Source organism: Streptomyces sp. NPDC047982 (assembly GCF_043204165.1).
Lineage (GTDB): Bacteria > Actinomycetota > Actinomycetes > Streptomycetales > Streptomycetaceae > Streptomyces.
Genome location: NZ_JBIDBS010000003.1, coordinates 279519 through 302582 on the forward strand (window position 1 = coordinate 279519; position 23064 = coordinate 302582).

Sequence of the window (23064 nt, forward strand, 5' to 3'; positions counted from 1 at the left end):
CCGCTCACGAGGCGGCCCCGGCAGGGGCGTTTTCGGGAAGAGACTGCCCGGCGGGGCGGGTGAGGATCCGGGCGATGCGGTCGGTCATCTCGGGCAGCAGTCGGTAGTACACCCAGGTGCCGCGTCGTTCGGAGTCGATGAGCCCGGCCTGCTTCAGCAGCTTGAGGTGGTGGGAGATCGTCGGCTGCGACAGGTCGAAGGCCGGGGTGAGGTCGCAGACGCAGACCTCGCCTCCCGCGCGGGAGGCGATCAGCGACAGCAGCCGCAGCCGCACCGGGTCACCGAGCGCCTTGAACACCTTCGCCAGCGTCTCGGCCCGGTCCTCGTCCAGTGGGGTGGTCAGCAGGGTGGGGCAGCATCCCTCGGCGCCGTCCCGGCCGAGCGCCACGCGTTCTTGTTTCGACATGCTTCTATGTTGACGTTCTTCGATTCAAGGCGCAAGGTTGCATCGACCGACATCGATGCAACGTGATCGGGGAAACTGTCATGTCCCGTGTCCAGCTCGCACTCAACGTCGCCGACCTCGAAGGCTCGGTGGCCTTTTACTCCAAGCTGTTCGGCGTGGAGCCGGCCAAGCGCCGCCCCGGCTACGCCAACTTCGCCATCACCACCCCGCCGCTCAAGCTTGTCCTCATCGAGGGCGAGCCCGGCCAGGCCACCCGCCTGGACCACCTCGGTGTCGAGGTCGCCACGACCGACGAGGTGACGGCGGCGACCACCCGTCTCAAGGAGGCGGGGCTCGCGACGTTCGAGGAGAACGACACGTCCTGCTGCTACGCACTCCAGGACAAGGTGTGGGTGCACGGTCCTGGCGAGGAGCCGTGGGAGGTCTACGTCGTCAAGGCCGACGCCGACCGGCTGGGCAAGAGCCCCGTCCTCGCCGAGGACACCTGCTGCTCCGGTCGGACGGGCACCGCCGAGCCTGCGGCTGAGACGTCCGCGCCGCCGACCGCGGGCGCCTGCGGCGGCTGAACCCGAACGGCCCTGTGCGTCCTTTGGCTCCGCCTCGCGGGAGACGGCCGATCGGTCGCCTCCCGCGTCCACGAGCCGGGCTCGTCGACGGGGGTGGGCCGGGGCCGGGGAGTCGTGCGTGGGGTGTGGCGATGTCCGTCCCCTCGGACGTCGGCGACGGCCGAGGGGAGCACGCCCACCCGCCGGCAGGGGCGGGGGACCGTACGGTGGCGTCCGGGGTGCGGACCGCGACCGCGGTCAGGTAGTGGGTGACAGGGGCCGGGGCCGCCCGTCCGCCGACCGGCGGACCGGTCGCGGTGAGCATCGAAGGCGGCAGGCGGGGAGGCGGAGGTCGATCGCTGTCGGGGGCGCCGTGGTCACCAGGTCAGTTGTTCACCGCGCAGGGCGTGCTCGTACATGCGTTGGGTCTTGTCGTTCGGGGGCACCTGTAACTCGTCGCCCAGCCGTTTGACGCAGAGCCGGTACCACCGCTGGACCTGCGTCAGCTGCCCCAGTTCGGCGTGCACGGAGATGAGCATGCGGTACGAATCCTCGTGGAGGGAGTCGACGGCCAGCATGCGCCGGCACACGTCGATGACGCCGAGGTGGTCGCCCTGCTTGAGGTGCCTCTCCGAGAGGAAGTTCAGCGCGACGAGTTGACGGCTTCTCAGCCACTCGCGCTGGGTGGCGGCCCAGTCGTCCGACAAGCCCGGTAGGAATTCCCCTTCGTAGAGTTCGCTCGCTTTGCTGTAGAGCTCGTCCGCGTGGTGGAGGTCGTGACGTCTCTGGGCGTGGTATGCCCGGTCGACCAGTGATTCGAATTCGTTGAAGTCGGTCCAGACGTTACGAGTTTCCAGCTTGTAGCCGGATTCGTACGTATGTACGCGCAGCGAGGATTTCAGATGCTCCGGACTGTGCAGCCGCTGCGCCTGTTGCAGTATTTTCCTGAGTGCGTGCACCGCCACTTTGAGCGAGCTGGAGTTGGTCGCCGTCGACGCATCGGGCCAGAGGGCGTCGTAGAGGCTGTCGCGTGGCACCACCTGATCCCGGTGCAGCAGCAGGAACTGAAGCAATTTCCGTGCCTTGCCGGCCTGCCATCTTTCAACAGGATCTCCGTTGAAAGTGACCTTGAAGGCGCCCAAAGCGCGTACCGAAATAGTACAGTCGCCACTCATGAAATTACCCGTTAACCTTTCTCGGTAACGTCTCGACATGCCCGGTGACGCCGACCGCGGCTCGTGGCTCGTGGCCCGTGGACCGCTCAGGCTCTCGACTTCCCCGCAGCGCGATGCCCCTGGCAGGGTCGATCCCGCCGAGGGCGCATACGACCGAGGGATTCCGCAGGGCCAGAGGCGTCACCTGCACCGCTGCGCTGGAAATCGTCCGCTTCACATCGCCGGGCACCTGGCCCGGCTGTCGGGAGAACGCCGTACCCGGCTACTCGGTATCGGCCGGATCCGCGCGCCCGGGGCTGCTCCGGGCAATGCCCTTCGGCGTGGTGTCGGCTCCTCGTCGGAGCCCGGGGCCGCCAACCGGCCCACGACAACGCACTGTCCACCCCCAACCTCCCCGTCGGCATCACCGTGCTCGTCCGCAACGCCCGTGTCAATCCCCCCGAGCTGTGGGGATCTTCTCGCCATGCGCTTCGTTTTGAAGTCGGCCGAGTGGCGAAGCACGCCTTCTCCCGGCGCGAGAAATCCCCTTCCGTGTGCTCGGCCCTCCGGGACTTTCGGCAGCGTTCCCCGCATCACCGGACGACGCCGGTCGCCCGCCGCCCGGGCGCGGACGCGTGTTGCCCCGACCTCATCGGTCCCGGATCACCCGGGAATGACGAGGTCGGTGCAACGAAGGGGGCATGGTCCCGTTCCTGCCATGCGCTGCGAAACGGCCGATCGGCCTTCCGCTTCCTCCGGTTGCGGGGTTGTGAAAGGAACCGGAAGGGCGTGCTCCGATCGCGCGCGAGCCGTATGGGCATCACGGGAGACTCACAGGCGGGTCGACGCCGGCCATCCCGTCGTTCGGAAATCGGCGGGACGATCCGAACCCACTGGACTCGGGGAACAGCGAGAGCCGTTCCCCGAGTCCAGTGGTGATCGATTGTGGCGTGGCAATTGCCTTTGCGCGGTGAATCGGGTGTCAGGCCCCCCGGACGGACGGGGAATCGGCTTTACCGGGCCTTGGCGAACCATTGACCACTCAGTGGTCGGTCGTCATGGACCGTCGACGGCTCGCGAGATCCCGGAGGGAGGTGCCCAGCGGCCGTGCCGGTGCCGCGCCGGCCAGCCGCCGCGCGAGATCCGCGACCACGGGTGCCTCGAACACCGTCCGGACCGTGAGTTCCAGGCCCAGGAACGAACGGGCGCGGTTCACCAGCTTCGCCGCCGTCATCGAACTCCCGCCGAGGGAGAAGAAGTTGTCCTCCCTGCCGACCGAGGTGACGTCCAGCACCTGCTCGATCAACAGGCACGCGTTGCGCTCCCACTCGTCGCGCGGCGGCTCACCACCGGGGGAGACGGCCGCGGACACCTCGGGCAGGGCCCGGTGGTCCAACTTGCCGTTGCCGGTCAAAGGCAACGCGTCGAGCGCGACGAAGGCGGACGGGACCATGTACTCCGGGAGCGTCGCGGCGGCGTGCCCGCGCAGTACCGAGGCGTCCGGGCAGCGCTCCCCGGGCGGCGGCACCACATAGGCGACCAGTTGCTTCTCCCCGGCGGCGGACGCCTTCGCCACCACGGCGACCTGCCCCACCCCGGGGCAGCCGGAGAGGACGCTCACGATCTCGTCCGGCTCGATGCGTACGCCGCGGATCTTCACCTGGCCGTCGGCGCGCCCGAGGTAGTCGAGCTGCCCGTCGGGCTGCCAACGGGCGAGGTCGCCCGAGCGGTACATGCGGGAGCCGGGCGGTCCGAAGGGGTCCGCGACGAAGCGCTCGCTCGTCAGCCCGGCGCGACCGAGGTACCCGCGCGCCACGCCGTCGCCCGCCAGGTACAGCTCGCCGACCACTCCGACCGGCACCGGGTTGAGCGACGCGTCCAGCACATACGTTTGACTGTTCCACACGGGTGCGCCGATCGGGGCCGTCGTGGGCCAGGCGTCCACGTCGTCCGGCAGGGTGTACGCGGTCACCACGTGGGTCTCCGACGGCCCGTAGTGGTTGTGGAGCCGGACCCAGGGGCGGCGCCGATGGAACGCGGCGACGTTCTCGGACAGCCGCAGCGCCTCGCCCGCCTGAAGCACGTGGCGCAGCGAGGCGAGCTCCAGATCCCGTTGGTCGGCCGCCTCGTACACACCGCTCATGACCAGATCGGGTGCGAACAACTCGGTCACCCGCTCCCGGTCCAGCCAGGCGGCGAGCTCCGCCGGGTCGAGCCTGGTCTCCTCCGTGGGGATCAGCAGCGTCTTGCCATTGAGCAGCGTCGCCAGGAACTCGTGGATGGAGGCGTCGAACGTGATCGAGCTGAACTGGGCCACCCGGGCCCCGGGTTCGGCCGGGACGGCGTGCCGGTTCCAGGCGAGCAGGTTGTCCAGCACCTGGTAGGTGACGACGACGCCCTTGGGCCGGCCGGTCGAACCGGAGGTGTAGATCACGTACGACGGCGACCGCGGGTCGGCTTGCGGATATTGAGCGCCCGTCAGGTTCTCCGGCGAGTGGCATCGCAGGGCCTCGACGGTCCCGGGCGCGTCGAGCCGCAGCACCGGGGCAGCGGGCGGCAACCCGCTCGCGGCGCCGGTCGTCACGACGAGCGCGGGCCGGCAGTCCTCGGTGATGTACGCGATCCGGTCAGGTGGGAACGACGGGTCCACCGGTACGTACACGGCGCCGGCCTTGAAGATCGCCAGAAAGGCGACCAGGAGCTCCGCGGAGCGCGGCAGCAGGACGCACACGTGGTCCTCGGGCCCGATTCCCCGGTCGACCAGCAGCCGGGCCAGACGATTGGCCCGGGCGTTGAGTTCACCGTACGAGAGCGTGGTCCCGGGATCCGTCACCGCGGTCGCGTCAGGTGTGCGGGCGGCCTGCGCCTCCATCTGCCGGCTCAGGGAGCCGGGCGGCAGCGCCGCGGCCGTGTCGTTCCAACCGAGCATGACCTGATGCCGCTCGGCGTCGTCGAGCAGACCGATCGAGGCGACCGGCCGGTCGGGGTCCTCGGCCACGGCTTCGAGCAGCAGGACGAGCCGTTCCAGGAGCCGTTCCACCGTCGCACGGTCGAACAGGTCGGTGGCGTACTCGACGGTCCCGGTCATCCCCGCGCACTCCCGGTCCTCGAAGCGATGTGCCGAGATGTTGAACAGCAGGTCGAACTTGGCCGTGCCCGTGCCGAGTTCCTCGGACGTCCCGGCCAGCGAGGGCAGCGAGAGACCCGTCTCGCCCGCGTCCTGGAACACCAGCATGGTCTGGAACAGCGGATGCCGCGCCTGCACGCGCAGCGGGTTGACCGCTTCCACCACATGCTCGAACGGCACGTCCTGGTGGTCCAGGGCGGCGAGCGTGGCCGTCCTCGCCCGCCCGAGCAGTTCGCGGAAGCCGACCCGCCCGGAGACATCGGTGCGCAGGACCACGGTGTTCACGAAGAACCCGACCAGGTCGTCGAGCAGTTCGTCGGGCCGTCCCGCGACCGCCGACCCCAGGGGGATGTCGTCACCGGCGCCCAGCCGGTGGAACAGCGCCGAGAGCGCCGCCTGCACGACCATGAAGAGCGTGCCGCCGTTCTCGCGGGCGAGCCCGGCCAGGCGGGCGTGCAGACCGGCGTCGATCCGCAACGCGATCCGCTCGCCGCGATGGCTCGCGACCGCCGGGCGCGGGCGGTCGAAGGGCAGCGCCAGCTCCTCGGGCAGGTCACACAACGCCTTGCGCCAGTACTCCAGCTGGGCCGCGAACCGGCTCCCCGGATCGTCCGCCGCGCCCAGCAGTTCACGCTGCCACAGGGTGTAGTCGGCGTACTGGATGGGGAGTTCGGCCCGGTCCGGAGCCGTTTTGGCGCACCTCGACGCGTACGCACGCTCCAGATCGCGGCCGAACGGGCCGTCGGACCAGCCGTCCGAAGCGATGTGGTGGAACACCAGGAGCAGCACGGACTCGTCGGCATCCACTTCGAACAGCACGGCGCGCAACGGAACGTCACGTGTCAGGTCGAACGGCACGGCCGCCGCCCGCCGCAGCTCCGCGTCCAGCCGCTCGGGGGCGCACCGGACGACCCGGAGCGGGGGGCGGGCGGACGCGGCGTCCAGCACGAGCTGGCAGGGCTCCCCGTCGGTCTCGGGATACACGGTGCGCAGGGCCTCGTGCCGCTCCACCACATCGCCCAGCGCGGCCTCCAGGGCCCCACGGTCCGTGCCCCGCGTCAGACGGTGCACGGACGGCAGGTGATAGAGCGCCGACGGACCCTCCAGGCTGTTGATGAACCACAGCCGCCGCTGCGCGAACGACAGCGGCATGCGCCGCGGGCGGTCCCCGCGGGACAGCGCCGGACGGGCCTCGTCCGCACCGTCGAGGCGGGCGGCGAGCCCGGCGGCCGTCGGCGCCTCGAACAGCGTCCTGATCGGCAGCTCCGCGCCGAGCACGGCCCGCACCCGGCTCGCCAGCCGGGACGCCGACAGCGAATGCCCGCCGAGCGCGAAGAAGTCGTCGTCCACCCCCGCCCGTGGCAGGCCGAGGACCTCGGCGAACAGCCCGCAGAGGATCTCCTCCCGGTGTGTGGCGGGCGACCGGCCGGCCCCCGCGCCGCTGCCGAAGTCCGGGGCGGGCAGGGCCTTGCGGTCCACCTTCCCGTTGGCGGTGAGCGGCAGCGCGTCCAGGACCACCACCAGCGCCGGAACCATGTACTCGGGCAGCCGCTCGGCCGCGAAGTCCCGGACGGCGGCGGGAAGCCGGCCGGTGTCCGTCGCCGCGGAGGTGACGTAGGCGACCAGGCGCTGGTCCCCGGCCGCGTCCGCGCGGGCGACCACGGCGGCCTGGTCCACGTCCGGGTGGCGTGCCAGCCCCGCCTCGACGTCGCTCGGCTCGATCCGGTGCCCCCGGACCTTGACCTGGCCGTCCGCCCGGCCGACGAAGACCAGTTCGCCGTCCCGCGTCCGGCGGACACGGTCCCCCGTGCGGTACATCCGGGAGCCCGGCGGTCCGAAGGGGTCCGCCGTGAAACGCTCCGCGGTGAGCCCGGGCCGCCCGTGATACCCGCGGGCCACCCCGGATCCGGCGAGATACAGGTCCGCCGTCACCCCGGGCGGCACCGGCCGCAGGCGTTCGTCGAGGACATGGGCCCGGGTGTTCGCGATCGGACGGCCGATGGGCGGCGGGCCGTCCGGCGCGCCCGCCTCGATCCGCGCGGCCGTGGACCAGATGGTGGTCTCGGTCGGGCCGTAGAGGTTGGTCGTCTCGCCGACCCGGCGCAGCGCGTCGGCGAGACGCGCGGGCAGGGCCTCGCCCCCGACCAGGACCCGCAGTGCGGGCGGAACCTCGTCACGCTCCGACAGCTCGGCCGACAGCACCCGCCACAGCGAGGGCGTGGCCTGCATGATCGTCACCTTGTGGTGGTGGAGCAGCGCGATCAGCTCCGCCGGATCCAGCACCGCCGCCCGGTCGGCCAGGATCACCCGGGCACCGCTGATCAGCGGCAGATACAGCTCCAGCGCAGCGATGTCGAAGGCGATCGTGGTGACGGCGAGCCAGCCGTCGCCCCCGCCGAGCGGGAACCGGACGCTCATGTCCGCAAGGAAGTTGGCCAGGTTGGCATGGGTGACCACCACCCCCTTCGGGCGGCCGGTCGAGCCCGACGTGTAGATCACGTACGCGGCCGAGGCCGGGCACGGCGGCATACCGCGTTCGGCGTCGGTGAGCGTGCCGCCGTCGAACCCGGCGAGCGCGCGGACGCTGTCCGGATCGTCGAGCAGCAGGCGGACGGCATCGGACGCCGGGAGCCGGTCCCGCGTCGCGGTGTCGGCCACCACCAGCGCCGGGGCCGCGTCGGCGAGCACGTCGGCGACGCGCTCGGCCGGATGGGCCGGGTCCACCGGCACATAGGCGGCGCCGCACTTGAGCACCGCCAGCAGACAGGCCGGCAGGTCCACCGAGCGCCCCAGGACCAGCGCGACCCGGTCTCCCGGACGCACGCCCCGTGCCAGCAGGAGGCGCGCCAGGCGGTTGGCCCGGCGGTCGAGATCCCCGTAACGGATCTCCGCCCGGCAGGCGACCACCGCGACCCGGTCCGGGGTCAGGGCGGCCTGCCGCTCGAACAGCTCCGGCAGCGTGGCGCCCGGTTCCGGCACGACGGGGCCCTGCCACGCCTCCGGGATCTCGCCGGGCCGGTGCCGGTCAGTGCCCCCGGGCCCGTGCGCGGCGGTCGAGGACGTGTGGGGTCGGGGGGAGGAAGGCGTACTCACAGGCGTACTCCTGGGCTGAGACGGGCCGGACAGTCGGGCTGCTGCGTTCCGGACACGGTGAACTGCGTCGTGGTGCGACGGCCGGTGCGCGGTCCCGCCGGCCCCGGGGTCTGTCGCCGCACCGCGGCCTGCCGTGCGACGCCCGGCGCGTCCCCGGGCTCTCGGCCTCGCCCGAGCAGGGGAGACCCCGTCCCTCGCGGCGTCGGCGATCGCACGCGTACGTGCCGTACGGGGACGATCCTCCGCCCGGCGATCGCACGCGCCGGACGTCGCCCGGCCCGGCCGCCGGCAGGGCGACGGCACGTTCGACGGCAGGCTCCGCCGCCGCATACGGTCCCGCCGCCCCGGTCCGCGCCGCCCGTCGGCGTGGCGGCGCGGACCGGAAAGGGACCCCCGCGGCAGCCGGCGGGAGCGGCCGGCACCCGTACCCGTCCGGGGACGCGCACGGCCGCTCCCGCCGGGTCACGAGCCGTGGGGCGTGAGCGCGCGAAGGCTCCTCGGCCGCATGTCGGTCCAGTTGGCCTCCACGTACTCCACGGCGCCCTCGCGGTCACCGGGACCGAAGACGACGCTCCAGCCGGCGGGCACATCCGCGTGGCACGGCCACAGGGAGTGCTGGTCCTCACCGTTGACCAGCACGTAGAACGCACCCTCGTCGTCGAAGGGGTTGGTGCTCATGGTTTCGCTCCTGTCTCGACTGGACCGCGGCCCGTCCCGGCGGACGGGCGGCGCGCCCGGTCGTGACGACCGGGGACGCGCCCTTGAGGGTCTGCACGCGCGGGAGACCCGGTGGCCCCGCTCGGGGCGACGGCCGACCGGTCGCGGCGGGGCCGCGGCCCGTCCGGTCACCGGCGCGCGCCGACCGCGACCGGGGCCATCAGGCTCAGCAGTTCGTCCAACGCCTGGTAGAAGCCTTCGATCTCCGAGACCTCGTTGTACAGATACGCCGAGACCCGGAGGGTCTCGCCACCGGCCAGCTCGGTGACCAGGGGCTGCGCGCACATGTGACCACTGCGCACCATGAAGCCGTAGGAGTCGCTCAGCAGGCGGGCGATCTCCCCGGTGGGCACCCCCTCCTCCAGACGCAGGGTCGCGAGCGCGATCCGGTCGCGCTGGTCCGGGGGCCCGATCAGGCGCACCCCGGGGCGGGCGAGCGCCCCGCCCACCAGCGCGGCGCACAGCTCACGGGCGTGCTGGTGGTGTTCCGGGCCGTCCACCGCCTCCAGGTACCGGATCGCCGCGGCGCATCCGATGACGGACGCGATGTCGGGCGTCCCCGTCTCGAACTTGAACGGGATGCGCCGCTCCACGCTGCCGTCGAGGTCGACCCAGTCGACCATGCCGCCACCGACCGCCAGGGGCCGCAGCTTCGTGAGGAGCTCGCTGCGGCCGAAGAGACAGCCGACACCGGTGGGGCCCAGCATCTTGTGCATCGAGAACGCCATGAAGTCGACGTCCAGCTCATGCGCGTTGACCCGCTGGTGGGGCAGGGACTGCGCGGCGTCGAGCACGATCACCGCGTCGCAGGCGGACCGGACCTCGGCGATCAGCTCCTCGACCGGGTGGACGACCCCCGTGACGTTGGAGCAGTGCGTGAGCGCCACCACCTGCGGCCGACCGCGCAGGAGAGACCGGAAATGATCACGGTCGAGACGGCCGTGGGCGTCCACCCGCGTCAGGTCCAGGCGCCCGACCCGCCGCCACGGCAGCATCTGCGAGTGGTGCGCGTCCAGACACCCCACGACGTACGGGTCCGGGCCCAGGCCCAGACCGCTCGCGACCAGGTTCAGCGCCTCGCTCGTGTTGCGGACCAGGACCACTTCGTTCGCCGCGGCGCCGATGTACCGGGCGATCACCGTGCGGGACGCCTCGTACGCGTCGGACGCCTCCTCCGACAGCCGGTGCTTCCCGCGGTGGATGTTCGCGCCGTTCGTCTCGTAGTACTCGCTGACGGCCTGGACGACCTGGCGCGGTTTCAGGGTCGTGGCGCCGTTGTCCAGGTACGAGATCGCCTGTCCGTCGATCTCCCGCCGCAGCGCCGGGAAATCGCCCCGCCGGCTCTTGTGCATGGTCATCACGCACCTTCCGCAGAGATGTGGGAGACGCACGGCTGGAACTTCCCGCTGCGCTCGCAGGCGATGTAGTCCACCGCCTCCAGATGGACGCGGTTCGGGGCCAGGGCCTCGGCCAGCCGCAGCCCGAGCGCCGCGGCGTCCTCGTCCCGCGCCCCGTCGTTCGCGACGTACCGGAAGACGCAGTCACCGCCGCGGTCCTGCTCCAGCTTGTAGAGATCGAGCCAGGGCGCGTCGCCGACCACGGCGTCCACGGCGCCGGGGGTGACGACACGGCCGTCCCGCAGCCGGACCATGTGCGTGGCCCGGCCCTCGATCCGCACCACCGGCAGATCACTGCCGCAGCCGCACGTGTTCCCCAGCGGGGTGAAATGGTCCCCGGTGGCGTAGCGGATGCGCGGAATCAGACCGTCGTCCAGCGTGGTGACGTACAACTCGCCCGTCTCGCCGTCCTCGACCGGCTTGCCGTCCCGGACGAACTCCATGTAGAAGTCACGGTTGTTGATGTGCCGGTTCCCGTGATGGCACTCGAACCCCAGATACCCCAGCTCGGACATGCCGATCATGTCGCCGATCGGCAGGTCCTCACCCATGAAGTCCTCGATCTGGCGCCGCGCGACACGGGTCATGAGCGTGTACCCGCACACCATGTGCAACGTACGGGGCGAGGTGATCCGCCGCCCGAGCCGCCGCGCCCACCGGGTCAGGAAGGCGAAGTGTGTCGGATCCACCACGAGCATGTCGGGCTGGTAGATCTCGATCTCGTCGAGCGCCTTGACGATCTGCCACTCCGGGGTCGCCAGCAGGTCGTGGGCGACGGTCAGCACCAGCGTGCCGTCCGGGAGCGTACGGTCCTCCAGGGCCGAGAAACCCGTCGCGCACTCCACGTCCGAGCAGTTGGGCGGCGCGAACCGGCAGATCCTCGGCCGGCTGCCGGGACGCCACAGCGCGTCGAAGCCGCGGTTGACCTTGATCGCGGTGGCCTGACGCCGCGCCAGATCGAAGGAGAGGATGGCGCTGTTCAGGCGGTCCCCGGACGTTCCGGAGCTCTGGAACCGCATGACATTGGGCGAGTTGAGACTGTATCCCTTGGCCAGCACGCCCGCCGGGAAGTTGCGCCGGTAGTGCGGCTTCGAGGTCGGCGGGATCCGCCGGAAGTCCTCCGCGTCCCGGATGTCCTGCGGCCGCAGGCCGTTGGCGTCCATGTGCTCGCGGAAGAAGACGGTGCTGTCGTACGCGTAGGCGATCTCCTCGCGCACGGCCTCGAACACGATCGAGTCGTTCATGCCATGGCCACCAGCACTGAACGGGACCCGGTGTAGGGCCTCCTGCCGTGTGCGAACTGCTCGTTGTCGACGATCACGACATCGCCCTCCTGCCACGGGAACGCGATCTCCTCCGCCGCGTAGGCGTCCCGGATCGCGGCCAGGTCGGCCGGGTCCAGCGGGCTGCCGTCCCCGTACATGGCGTTGCGCGGCAACTCGTCCTCACAGAAGCTCTCGCGCAGCTCGCGCTCCACGCTCCCGGGCAGCGAGCTGACGTGGAACAGATGCGCCTGGTTGAACCAGACCCTCTTCCCGGTCCGCCGCGACTCCAGGGTCGCCTGCACCACATGCCGGGTGCGCAGCCGCTCGCCGCCCAGCCACTCCGCCTGGATGCCGTGCCGCTCGCAGTAGGCGCCGACCTCGTCGCGGTCCCGCGTCTGGAACGCCTCCTGCCAGCTCAGGTCCAGACCGTGGCCGAAGTTGCGCACGTACATCACGCCGTCGCGCTCGAAGCGCTCACGGACCGCGGCCGGCACCCGGTCGTGGACGCGGGCGCTGTCGGCCAGCGGCGTCTCACCGCCCGTCGCCGCCGGGACCATGCAGGCGAGGAACAGCGTCCCCGGCCACGAGTCCGTGTACGACATCTCGTTGTGCAGGGGGATGGTCTGGTCCGGCGGGTACTCCGTCGAGGTGAAGACCCGGTCGTTGACCCGCGTGCGCGGGGTGGAGCGGTTGTCGTAGTCGCGCAGGTCACCGGCGAGGGCCGTGGCGAGTTCGCCCAGCCCCTCGGCGTCGAGCGGGCTGAAGCCGCGCAGCAGCACGGCCCCGTGCTCGTCGCGCAGCCGCGCCAGTGTGCTCCCCGAACCGGCCAGCCACTCCCGCGCGTCCAGCCGCGCGACCGTCGGGGTGCACACCACCGCGCGTGTGCCCTCCAAGACAGGGGCCACGCGGACCAGCGCCTCGCCGCTGACCGAGATGGACTTCCGGGCGCTGCCGAAGCGTCCCTTCGGACTTGTCGCCGTTGTCCGGGACATCACTCCCCTCCCGCCTTCTTCTCCAGGAGCTCGTCGATGAACTCGGCGAGCTCCGACACGACGGGCCGCTCGAAGAGGTTGCGCAGCTTGATGTTCACCTTGAACTCGTCGCGCAGCCTGGCGATCAGCTGGGTGGCCAGCAGCGAATGGCCGCCGATCTCGAAGAAGTCGTCGTCGCCGCCCGCGGACTTCAGCAGCAGGAGCTGCGCCATGATGTCGGCGACCTTCTTCTCGGTCGGCGTCCGCGGCTCGACGTACGAGGTGGAGACCTCGCTGTAGGAGCCGGGCGCGGGAAGCATCGAGGCGTCGATCTTCCCGGTGCTGGTCAGCGGGAAGGCGTCCAGCGCCACGAAGTGCGCGGGCATCATGAACTCCGGGAGATGCTCCGCCAGGAACTCGCGCAGCCATTCCGCCGACCCGCGACTTCCCTCGGCATCGGTCACGTAGCCCACGATGTGCCGGGCGGTGCTCTCACCGGCCACCACGGCCACACTGCCCGTCACCCTCGGGTGCCGCCGCATGACCGCCTCGATCTCGCCCAGCTCCACCCGGAACCCGCGTACCTTGATCTGGCGGTCGACGCGGCCCAGGAACTCGATGCCGCCGTCGGGGAGCAGCCGGGCCCTGTCGCCGGAGCGGTACATCCGGGCCCCGGGGACCGGGCTGAACGGGTCGTCGACGAACCGCTCCCGCTGGTCCGCCGTCCCGGCCAGGTACCCCTGGGACACCGATGAACCGCCGATCCAGAGCTCACCGGGGACACCGGCCGGCACCGGCCTGCGCCCCGGGTCCAGGATGTAGGCGCGGGCGTGCCGCATCGGCCTGCCGAGGGGCAGGGTGGAGGCCAGACCGGCCAGGTCGTCGGAGGTGATCCGCCCGCAGAGCACACCGACGGTCGTCTCGGACGGGCCGTAGTGGTTGTAGAGCCTGCAGTCGCCGAGGAAGCCGCGGAACAGGTTGTACGTGCCCCAGCCGACCGGTTCGCCTCCCACCACCAGGGCCTGACGGGGCATCAGCTTCTCCGGGGCGTCGGCCACGGCGAAGACGGCCTCCAGGTGCGACGGCGTGATCTTGAGGAGGTCGTAGCTCTCCTCGGCCAGCAGCTCCGCGAGCGCCTGCGCGTCCGAGGAGACGTCCGCGGCGACGACCCGGAGCCGGCCGCCCGTCATGAGCGGCGGGAACAGGGCGGTGTTGCCCAGGTCGGTGCCGAGGGTGCTCAGGGCGACCGAGTCGATCGCGCCGTCGAGGCCCAGCCGGTCGAGCACGCCGTCCAGGTAGGCGGCGAGCTGCCCGTGGCCGACCATCACCCCCTTCGGCGTCCCGGTGGAGCCCGAGGTGAACAGCACGTAGGCCAGGTCGTCGTCGGCCGTCGGCACGTCGGGCCGCTCGTCGCCGCGGCCCGCGCAGACCGTCAGGTCCGCGTCGACGAGGACGATGTCGCGGTCCCGCGGCAGGTCCGAGGCCGTCTTTGCGGTCGCCACCACATGGGCGAAGCCGACCGCGTCGACGATGGCGGAACGACGCCCCCGGGGCAGGTTCGGGTCGACCGGGACGTAACCGGCGCCCGCCTTGGCGATCGCCAGCATCGAGACGAGGGCGACGTCGGAGCGTTCGAGGCAGAGACCGACCAGGGCCCCGGCCCGTACGCCGCGCGCGATCAGCTCGTTGGCCAGGCGGTTGGCGGCCTCGTCGAGTTCGCGGTAGCTCCAGTCCCGCTTGTCCGACCTCAACGCGACGGCGTCGGGCGTGCGTCGGGCGGTCCCTTCGACCCGTCGGTGCCAGTGCTCCGCGGGCCGCAACGGCGGCTCGGCGCCGTTCGTGGCCGCGACGGCCGCCCGCGCGTCGTCCTCGTCGAGCATGGGCAGCGAACGCACGACCGCCGAGGGGTCCTCGCCCAGCGCCGACAGGGTGGCCCGCAGGCAGGTGAGGAGTGCCTCGGCGCCTCCCTCGGCCATGCCCAGGGTCTGGTGACGCAGCCGGAGGCGGATCTCCTCGCCCGCGCCCTCCACCCACAGACCGATCTTCCGCCCGTCGTCGGCCGGTTCGATCCACAGACCGGAGAAGGCCGGTGCGTCCTGCGCGGTCAGCTCCGCGACATCGCTGAACCGGAAGCCCGGAACGCCGGCGGCGTGCTGCCTGGCCGGCTGCATGGAGCTCTCGTCCGCGTGCTCGCAGGAACTGGTCTCCAGGCCCACCGTGCGCAGCAGATCGCTCAGCGTGGTCTCGTCCGCCACCGAGGCGAAGACGGGCATCGGGTTCTCGAAATGCCCGATGGACGCGGTCATCTCGCCGAACGGCCGCCGCGTGAGCATCGTGTCGACCGCCAGGCTCTCCGGCCGTCCGGTGGCGTGCCAGAGGGCGGCGGTCCAACCGGTCAGCAACACGGTGCGCAGACCGCCGTCGCACGTATCGCCGAGGCTCCGCAGCTTCCGTGCCAGGGGCGCCGGTACCGTCCACCGCACCTGTTCGTGACCCGCCTCGTCGGAGCGGAGTTCGAGCGGCAGGTGCAGGGGAGGCAGGGCCGTCAGCCGCGCCTCTCGGTCGGCCGCGATCTCCTTCTGCGGTGTGCTCGGCGGCCCCTCCTCGAACTGCCACTGGGCGTAGTCGGCGTACTGGACGATGTCCTCGCGGTGCCACGGGTCGCCGTTCAGCCGCGAGGCGTACGCCTGTTGCAGATCCCGGAAGAAGATCTCGACCGACGCCGCGTCCACGCTCAGCCGCGGTGCCGACAGGACGAGCGACCGGCGCTGGTCGGTGTGGGTGAACAGGAACAGACGCACCGCGCCCTCGTCGCCCTCGTCGCCCGCGTCGGAGTTTGCGCGCACTTCCTCGCGGACGATCGCGCGCAGCGCGTCGTCGTCGCCGGAGCGTTCCGACACGAGGACGCGCGGTTCGTCCTCGATGACCATCAGCACGCTGCTGTTCTCGCCGAGGACCTTGCGGTAGGTGGTGCGCAGGCTCTCGTGCACCGATGCCACGTCGTGGGCCGCCCGCTCCAGCACCTCACGGTCGCAGGGGGCGGCGAGGCGCACCCCGGCCACGGTTCGGCTCGACAACTCGCCGGACACGAGACCGAGGACGTGCTCCTGCTGCTTGGACAGGCGAAAGCCGTCCCAGGTCTGGGAAGTCAGTTCTGTTCCGTGTCGATGCACAGCTCGCCTCCCGTGAACTTGTTCCAGGTATTGATCGCATCCGGCCCGAGGTATTCCGCGGCCATCTTCCAGAACCCTCCGTATTCCGTCGGAAGGTCCACCAGGGAGTGACCGACCTGCGGAGGCATGTGGGCCAGGACATCGCCCAGCTTCATGCGCAGGAGGTCCAGGAACTCTTCCCGGTCCATCGGAATGTCCTCGCCGGTCCGGCGGTCCTTGATCTCCGGTTTCCCGTTCGGTCGCATCGCATTGCGGAAGCTCTTCCCCAAGGACGCGTAACTCATGACGGAGAAATTGAAGATGACCTGCTCGACCTGTGGCCCGACGACCTCACGGACCTCGACGCGCTTCCAGTCCGGAATGGACTCGACGTCGTCGTTGTGCAGTCCTTCCGTGCCGTAGACACCGTGAAAGAGCCCGGCGAGGCAGATGTGTTCCTTCGCCTTCATGTCCTGGAGGATGGTACATGCGCGAAGCATGTGATCCATCAAGGTCACGTCCTGATGCGCGACCTTGTGCATCCCTAACCGCACAAGGTCGCTCCGGTATTCCTGAGCGTCAAGCACCTAACACTCCTTGCTGACCGTTTGCTTGCTTTTCTCGATCTCTACATCGGAGATGTCCCGAATTCGCCGAAGGGGCGAGATCATCGTCATGAGTGCCGGAATCAGGTATCCGCCGCCGATCACGGCGATCGTGGACCGGGTTCCGAACGCCTCGCCCAGGAACCCGCCGACGAGTGCCCCGATGGGGAGTGTTCCCCACACCAGGAATCGAATGGCGGCCGTTGTTCTCCCCATCAGATGATCGGGGGTGATCATCTGCCGGATGCTGATGACATTGACGTTGAAGAGCGGCTGACTGGCATTGATGAGCATGAAGCCGGAGGCGACGACGACGATCGCCAGGAGCGATGAGCCGTGGGCCGTGACCAAGAGGATGCCGCCGGCGCTGGCCGAGCACATGGAGAGCACGATTCCCCGGCCCAGACCGCACCACCTGTTGATGGTGCCCATCGTCAGGACCCCGAGCACGGCGCCCACGCTTCCCGCGAGTACCACGATCGCGACGTTCGCCGCGCTCAGATGCAGCTCACGCGCGAGGTGGACGAAGAAGACCGCGAGCAGGGCCTGGTACAGCAGGTTCCACGTCGCGCCGATGACGGCGTTCCATCGAAGGAAACTGGTCTCACGGATGAAGCGCAGGCCGGCCTTGAAATCCGACCAGAGTGAGGAATCACGAGGTGTCGAGGGTGCCGGTTCGGTGGTGCGTGTCGAGTGGACGAACAGCGCCGAGAATACGAACGAGAGGGCGTCCACCGCAATGGAGACCGGTATGGACACGACTTTCAGGAGTCCCGCGGCGACCCCCGGCCCCGACATTTCCGCCACCGACCGACTCGTCTCCAGCCAGCGGTTGGCCGTCAGCAGATCGCCCGGTTCCACGAGGGAGGTGAGGACGCTCTGGTAGGCGATGTCGAAGAAGACGGTGCAGGAACCCACCGCGAATGCGATGAAGAAAAGCCACTCGATGGTCAGGGCGTCGGAAAACGCCGCTACCGGGATCAGACCCAGGAGTGCGGCGCGGATCCAGTCCGTGACGAGCAGCACGGTCCGCGGTCGCCAGCGGTCGACGAGGACACCGGCGATCAGACCGAACACCAGAAACGGTGCCCTCTCCAGTGCGGAGAGGATGCCCACCTCCGAAACGCTGGCGTGAAGCAGCGAGATCGCTATGAGAGGAAAGGCGATGAGGGTGATCTGGGAACCGAAGACCGAGATGGACTGCGCGCACCAGAGCCTGCGGAAGTTCGGCCGTTCGACAGCGAACGACCACCATTTTTGCCGTGCGGACACCACATCGTCCATAAGCCCTCGCCGGTAGAAATACGAGGGTACTCGCCGAACGTGGCGCGGCCCCCTCCTGCGTCGTAGCGGCGGAGAAAGTAACCCACCGTGGTTATCGGACGGTTATGCGGCCGGAAGGCGTCGAACCGGCTCTTCCGGCGCGAGAGGAAGCCCCCGTTCCGGCGTGGCTGTCCTGCCGCCCCGCCCTGCGTGCGCCTTCGCGACGCCGGATCAAGGGGCGTTCTGCGGCAATGATCGGCTCCACCGGATACGGCCCTGCGACCGGCCGAGGCCATGGGCCGAGGCTCGTAACCGAACCAGAACTGGGCCCACCTACTCTGGGCCCGCTCGGAGGCGATGAACCGTCGAGAAGGGGGGCAGTTCTTCACGCCCATGGTGCTCGCGGCCGACGCACTGTGCCTCGGCGGTGGCCGTGCGACGGATCGCGCGTGCCGCCCGGGAAGCGGGGGAGGCCGGGGGCCTTCGGGCCGACCGGGCCTTCGGACCAGCCGCCGGACCGGCCGTCGGGCCGAGCGGCGTCCTGGGCCCGGGGAACGGACCGGCGTCGGCGGCCCGCACCGCCGTCGGACGGCCCTCATCGGCACCCGCCGTGGTCTCCGCACGAAGCCAACAGTTTCGATTGCACGCGCCCTGGTCTTCTCAGGCCCGCCAGTTGGGAGAGCCCGCATGATCCAGTCGTCTCTGGCGCAGCAGCGGTTGTGGTTCCTCAATCAGTTGGAGGACGCCAGTGCCGCCTACAACCTGCCTTTCGTGCTGCGGTTGCGGGGGGCCGTGGACCGGGACGCGTTGCGTGCCGCGTTGCTGGACACGGTGGTCCGGCAGGAGAGCCTGCGGACGGTCTTCGTCGACGAGGGGGGTGTTCCCTGGCAACGGGTGCTGGAGCCGGGGAAGTTCGACGTCCCGCTGGACGTGGTGGCGGTGACGGAGGACGAGCTGGCGGGGGAGCTGGCGGCCGAGGCTGGCCGGGGTTTCGACCTGTCCTCGGAACTCCCGCTCAGGGCCCGGCTGTTCGAGGTCGGTCCGCAGGAACATGTCCTGCTGCTGGTGGTGCATCACATCGCGATGGACGGCTGGTCGCTGGAGCCCCTGTTCCGGGACGTGTCGACGGCGTACACGGCCAGGCTGGACGGACGGGAGCCGGAGTGGGAGCCGCTTTTGGTGCAGTACGCGGACTACGCGGTGTGGCAGCGCGAGGTGCTGGGGGAGGAGTCCGATCCCGAGAGCCTGGTGAGCCGGCAACTGGAGTACTGGCGGGAGACGCTGAAGGGTGTCCCGGAGGAACTGGCTCTGCCGTACGACCGCCCGCGTCCGGCGGTCGGTTCGCATCGCGGCGCTCTCGTACCCCTCGTACTGGACGCGGAACGTCACCGGGCGCTGACCGGCCTGGCGCAGCGGACCGGGACGAGCCTGTTCATGGTGCTGCAGACCGCGCTGGCGGCGTTGCTGACCCGTATGGGGGCGGGGCACGACATCCCGATCGGCTCTCCCGCGGCCGGTCGTGCCGACGAGGCACTGGACGACGTGGTCGGCTTCTTCGTCAACACCCTGGTCCTGCGGGTGGACACGTCGGGCAACCCGACGTTCGAGGAGTTGCTGAAGCGCGTGAGGGACGTGGACCTGGAGGCGTTCAGCCACCAGGACGTGCCCTTCGACCGACTCGTCGAAGAACTCAACCCGCACCGCTCACTGTCCCGCCACGCACTGTTCCAGGTGATGCTCTCGCTGGAGGAGAACGAGGGGACCTTGCGACTGCCCGGGGTGGTCTGCGAGGAGCAGCCCCTCCACCTCCCCAGCGCGCGGTGGGACCTCAATCTGACCCTGTCCATGACGCCCGGACGCAGCGGCGTCCCGAGCGGTCTGACCGGATACCTGGAGTACGCCACCGATCTGTTCGACCGCGGCACCGCGGAGGCTCTGGCGGGGCGGCTGCTGCGAGTCCTCGAAGAGGTCTCCGCGGACCCGGAGCGGGCGATCGGCGACATCGACCTCTTCGCCCCGGACGAACGCGTACGGATTCTCGACGAGTGGAACGACACCACCCGCGCGCTGCCCGAGGGCACGATCCCGGACCTGTTCGAGTCGCAGACCGCCCGCACTCCGGAAGCGATCGCACTGGTGGACGGGCACACCACATGGACGTACCGGGAACTGAACGCGCGGGCCGACCGGCTGGCACGGACCCTCGTCACCCACGGCGTCGGACCCGAGTCGGTGGTCGCGGTCGCCATGGAACGCTCGGCCGAACTCATCGCCGTGCTCCTGGCCGTCCTGAAGGCCGGCGGGACGTACCTGCCCGTCGACGACCGGTACCCGACCGATCGCGTCACGTTCATGCTCCACGACGCGCGACCGGCCCTGATCGTGACGGCAGGCACCGTTGGAGACACGATCCTGCGGGCGGCGCACGACACGAACACCGAGGTCCTCGCGCTCGACGGTCCCGCGACGGCGGCCGACCCGGCCGAGGCCGCGTCGAACGACCCGACCGGGACCGATCGCGCCCTGCCCCTGCTGCCAGGACACCTCGCCTACATCATCTACACCTCCGGATCCACCGGCCGGCCCAAGGGGGTCGCCGTCCCGCACACCGCGGTGATCCGTCTGGCGCGCGGCTCGGGATTCATGCGGCTCGGCTCCGGTGACGTCTTCGGGCAGATGTCCTCGGTGTCGTTCGACGCGGCCACCCTGGAGATCTGGGGAACACTCCTCAACGGCGCGACCCTGGCGATTCCCCCCGAGGGACTGCTGTCGAACGCGGAACTGCGCGACTTCCTGTCCACGCACCGGGTGACCGCGCTGTGGCTGACGGCCGAGCTGTTCCACCAGGCGGTCGACGCGGACGCCGAGGCGTTCGCCGGTCTGCGCTACCTGCTGGCCGGAGGCGATGTGCTCGCCGCCTCGCGGTGCCGGACGCTGCTGGAATCCGCTCCCTCGGTCGCGCTGATCAACGGTTACGGGCCGACGGAGAACACGACGTTCACCACGACCCACCCCGTACGGGCCACCGACCTGACAGAGAACACCGGTGTGCCCATCGGGCGGCCCATCGGCAACACACGGGTGTACGTGCTCGACGAACACCTCGCCCCCGTGGCGCCGGGTGTGATCGGCGAGCTGTACACCTCCGGCGCGGGTCTGGCGCGGGGCTACCACAACCGCCCCGGCCTGACCGCCGAGCGCCTGGTCGCCTGTCCCTTCGGCCCGCCCGGCGCACGCATGTACCGTACGGGCGACCTGGTCCGGTGGAGCCCCGACGGGGTGCTGGAGTTCGCGGGCCGTGCGGACGACCAGGTGAAGATCCGTGGTTTCCGGATCGAGCCCGGCGAGATCGAAACGGTCGTGCTGGGGACCCCGGGGGTGGGCCGGGCCGTGGTCGTGGTGCGCGAGGACGTCCCCGGCGACCGGCGCCTCGTCGCGTACGTGGTCCCGGCGGGCCGGCCCCCGAAGACGGGCGGCGCCGCGCCGCGGACCGTCGAGGATGGCGAACTGGCGTCATCGGTACGGCGATTCGCCGCGTCCCGGCTCCCGGAGTACATGGTCCCGGCCGCGGTGGTCGTGCTCGACGCCATCCCGGTGACCGCGAACGGAAAGCTGGACCGCCGGGCACTGCCCGCGCCCGGCCGCACCGCGTCCGGCGCTGGAACCGGTGCCGGGCCCGCTGGTTCGCACCGTACGCTCGCCACCGAACAGGAACGCGTCCTCTCCGGCCTGTTCGCCGAAGCGCTCGGCCTCGCACAGGTCGGCCTGCACGACAACTTCTTCTCCCTGGGCGGCCATTCGCTCCTCGCCACCAAACTGATCAACAGCGTGCGCTCCACGTTCTGCGTGGAACTTCCGCTCAAGGCACTGTTCCAGGCGCCGACCGTCGCCTCGCTGATGGGAATCATCAACAGCAACGAGGAGACCCGCCCACCCCTGAAGCGCCAGGACCGCACGGGACCGGTCGAGCTCTCGCTGGCACAGCAGCGGTTGTGGTTCCTCAATCAGTTGGAGGACGCCAGCGGCACCTACAACGTGCCCGTCGCGTTGCGACTGCGAGGATCCGTTGAACCGGACGCGTTCCGCGCCGCGTTGCTGGACACGATGATCCGTCAGGAGAGCCTACGAACGGTCTTCGTCGACGAGGGGGGCGTTCCCTGGCAGCGGGTGCTGGAGCCGGGGGAGTTCGACGTCCCGCTGAACGTGGTGGCGGTGACGGAGGACCAGTTGGAGAGCGAACTGGCGGCCGAGGCCAACCGGGGTTTCGACCTTTCCTGCGAACTCCCGCTCAGAGCCCGGCTGTTCGAGGTCGGGCCCCGGGAAGGCGTTCTGTTGCTGACGATGCATCACATCGCGATGGACGGCTGGTCGTTGGAGCCGTTGTTCCGTGACCTGTCGACGGCGTACACGGCCAGGCTGGAGGGACGGGAGCCGGAGTGGGAGCCGCTGCCGGTCCAGTACACCGATTACGCGGTGTGGCAGCGCGAGGTGCTGGGCGAGCAGTCCGACCCCCGCAGCCTGGTCGGCCGACAACTGCGGTACTGGCGCGAGGCGCTGGCGGGGATACCCGATGGGCTGGCCCTGCCGTACGACCGACCGCGTCCGGCGGTGAGTTCGCATCGCGGCGCTCTCGTTCCGGTCGTCCTGGACGCGGAGCTGCACCGGGCTCTGACCGGACTGGCCCGGAGGACCGGGACGAGCCTGTTCATGGTGTTCCAGGCCGCGTTCGCCGCGTTGCTGACCCGTATGGGGGCGGGGCACGACATCCCGATCGGCTCTCCCACGGCCGGTCGTACCGACGAAGCCCTCGACGACCTGGTCGGCTTCTTCGTCAACACCCTGGTCCTGCGGGTGGACACGTCCGGCAACCCGACGTTCGAGGAGTTGCTGAAACGCGTGAGGGACGTGGACCTGGAGGCGTTCAGCCACCAGGACGTGCCCTTCGACCGCCTCGTCGAAGAACTCAACCCGCACCGCTCACTGTCCCGCCACGCGCTGTTCCAGATCATGTTCATGTTGAACGAATCGGGTGACGTCCTGCGCTTGCCCGGCGTGCGGTGCGCGGAAGAACCCGTCGACTTTCCCGTCGTGCGTTTCGACATGTGGCTGGGTCTGACGGAGTCGAAATCCCCCGACGGGGAATGCGAAGGAGTCGTCGGAGAGCTCCGCTACAGCGTCGACCTCTTCGAGCATTCCACGATCAAGGACCTCGTGGAGAGGTTCGTTTCGCTGCTGCGCACGGTCGCGGCCCATCCGGAACGTCCCTTGGCGTCGATGAACTCCCCCCGTGCGCTCACGGCGGTGCGCCGAAGGCCACTGCGCAACGCAGGCCGGCCCGATCCGGCGCAATGAACACGGGGGAACGACGG

Annotated in this window: 12 protein-coding genes; 2 read left to right on the forward strand and 10 right to left on the reverse strand. The window is 70.3% G+C overall.

Annotation, left to right across the window (positions count from 1 at the left end; genetic code table 11):
* Window positions 1–4: 4 nt before the first annotated feature.
* Entirely contained in the window at window positions 5–406 is a 402-nt protein-coding gene (locus ACGF2V_RS04910; protein ID WP_362705547.1) for a metalloregulator ArsR/SmtB family transcription factor, read from the reverse strand.
* Between the two features lie 80 nt (window positions 407–486).
* On the opposite strand from ACGF2V_RS04910, the gene ACGF2V_RS04915 reads away from it, so the two are divergent.
* Complete coding sequence (locus tag ACGF2V_RS04915; RefSeq protein WP_362705544.1) at window positions 487–972, forward strand: ArsI/CadI family heavy metal resistance metalloenzyme; 486 nt, start codon at window positions 487–489, stop codon at window positions 970–972.
* Window positions 973–1328: 356 nt separating this feature from the next.
* On the opposite strand, the gene ACGF2V_RS04920 is transcribed toward ACGF2V_RS04915, so the two are convergent.
* The 9 genes from ACGF2V_RS04920 to ACGF2V_RS04960 form a co-directional block, all read right to left on the reverse strand.
* Complete coding sequence (locus ACGF2V_RS04920) at window positions 1329–2093, reverse strand: BTAD domain-containing putative transcriptional regulator (protein WP_362617598.1); 765 nt, start codon at window positions 2091–2093, stop codon at window positions 1329–1331.
* Between the two features lie 1054 nt (window positions 2094–3147).
* Window positions 3148–8325 carry an amino acid adenylation domain-containing protein gene (locus tag ACGF2V_RS04925; protein WP_362705541.1) on the reverse strand — a complete coding sequence of 1726 codons (5178 nt, stop codon included), beginning with the start codon at window positions 8323–8325 and terminating at the stop codon, window positions 3148–3150.
* A 462-nt stretch (window positions 8326–8787) separates the two neighbouring features.
* Window positions 8788–9003, reverse strand: a complete 216-nt coding sequence (locus ACGF2V_RS04930; RefSeq protein WP_362617592.1) for an MbtH family NRPS accessory protein — start codon at window positions 9001–9003, stop codon at window positions 8788–8790.
* Between the two features lie 167 nt (window positions 9004–9170).
* Complete coding sequence (locus ACGF2V_RS04935; protein WP_362705539.1) at window positions 9171–10400, reverse strand: aminotransferase class V-fold PLP-dependent enzyme; 1230 nt, start codon at window positions 10398–10400, stop codon at window positions 9171–9173.
* A complete protein-coding gene (locus ACGF2V_RS04940; protein ID WP_362705536.1) occupies window positions 10400–11683 on the reverse strand; it encodes a hypothetical protein in 1284 nt (427 codons plus the stop codon). Before ACGF2V_RS04940 ends, ACGF2V_RS04935 begins: the two co-directional genes overlap by 1 nt.
* The gene (locus ACGF2V_RS04945; protein ID WP_362617584.1) at window positions 11680–12696 is read right to left on the reverse strand and encodes a TauD/TfdA family dioxygenase; all 1017 of its coding nucleotides are present in this window, start codon (window positions 12694–12696) and stop codon (window positions 11680–11682) included. The genes ACGF2V_RS04940 and ACGF2V_RS04945 overlap by 4 nt, the downstream gene beginning before the upstream one ends.
* Entirely contained in the window at window positions 12696–15848 is a 3153-nt protein-coding gene (locus tag ACGF2V_RS04950; RefSeq protein WP_362705533.1) for an amino acid adenylation domain-containing protein, read from the reverse strand. The genes ACGF2V_RS04945 and ACGF2V_RS04950 overlap by 1 nt, the downstream gene beginning before the upstream one ends.
* Window positions 15824–16414: a DUF6817 domain-containing protein gene (locus ACGF2V_RS04955; protein WP_362617578.1), complete on the reverse strand. Its 591-nt coding sequence runs from the start codon at window positions 16412–16414 to the stop codon at window positions 15824–15826. Before ACGF2V_RS04955 ends, ACGF2V_RS04950 begins: the two co-directional genes overlap by 25 nt.
* Window positions 16415–17716: an MFS transporter gene (locus ACGF2V_RS04960; protein WP_362705530.1), complete on the reverse strand. Its 1302-nt coding sequence runs from the start codon at window positions 17714–17716 to the stop codon at window positions 16415–16417.
* Window positions 17717–18382: 666 nt separating this feature from the next.
* On the opposite strand from ACGF2V_RS04960, the gene ACGF2V_RS04965 reads away from it, so the two are divergent.
* Window positions 18383–23047, forward strand: coding sequence for an amino acid adenylation domain-containing protein (locus tag ACGF2V_RS04965; protein WP_362705528.1), 4665 nt, complete (start codon window positions 18383–18385; stop codon window positions 23045–23047).
* Window positions 23048–23064 lie beyond the last annotated feature (17 nt).

Bases quoted from the DNA above. Each gene is read 5' to 3' on its own strand.
- ACGF2V_RS04915 (WP_362705544.1), top strand. From the start codon at position 487: ATGTCCCGTGTCCAGCTCGCACTCAACGTCGCCGACCTCGAAGGCTCG.
- ACGF2V_RS04945 (WP_362617584.1), bottom strand. From the start codon at position 12,696: ATGTCCCGGACAACGGCGACAAGTCCGAAGGGACGCTTCGGCAGCGCC.
- ACGF2V_RS04930 (WP_362617592.1), bottom strand. From the start codon at position 9,003: ATGAGCACCAACCCCTTCGACGACGAGGGTGCGTTCTACGTGCTGGTC.
- ACGF2V_RS04960 (WP_362705530.1), bottom strand. From the start codon at position 17,716: ATGGACGATGTGGTGTCCGCACGGCAAAAATGGTGGTCGTTCGCTGTC.
- ACGF2V_RS04910 (WP_362705547.1), bottom strand. From the start codon at position 406: ATGTCGAAACAAGAACGCGTGGCGCTCGGCCGGGACGGCGCCGAGGGA.
- ACGF2V_RS04940 (WP_362705536.1), bottom strand. From the start codon at position 11,683: ATGAACGACTCGATCGTGTTCGAGGCCGTGCGCGAGGAGATCGCCTAC.
- ACGF2V_RS04935 (WP_362705539.1), bottom strand. From the start codon at position 10,400: ATGACCATGCACAAGAGCCGGCGGGGCGATTTCCCGGCGCTGCGGCGG.
- ACGF2V_RS04965 (WP_362705528.1), top strand. From the start codon at position 18,383: ATGATCCAGTCGTCTCTGGCGCAGCAGCGGTTGTGGTTCCTCAATCAG.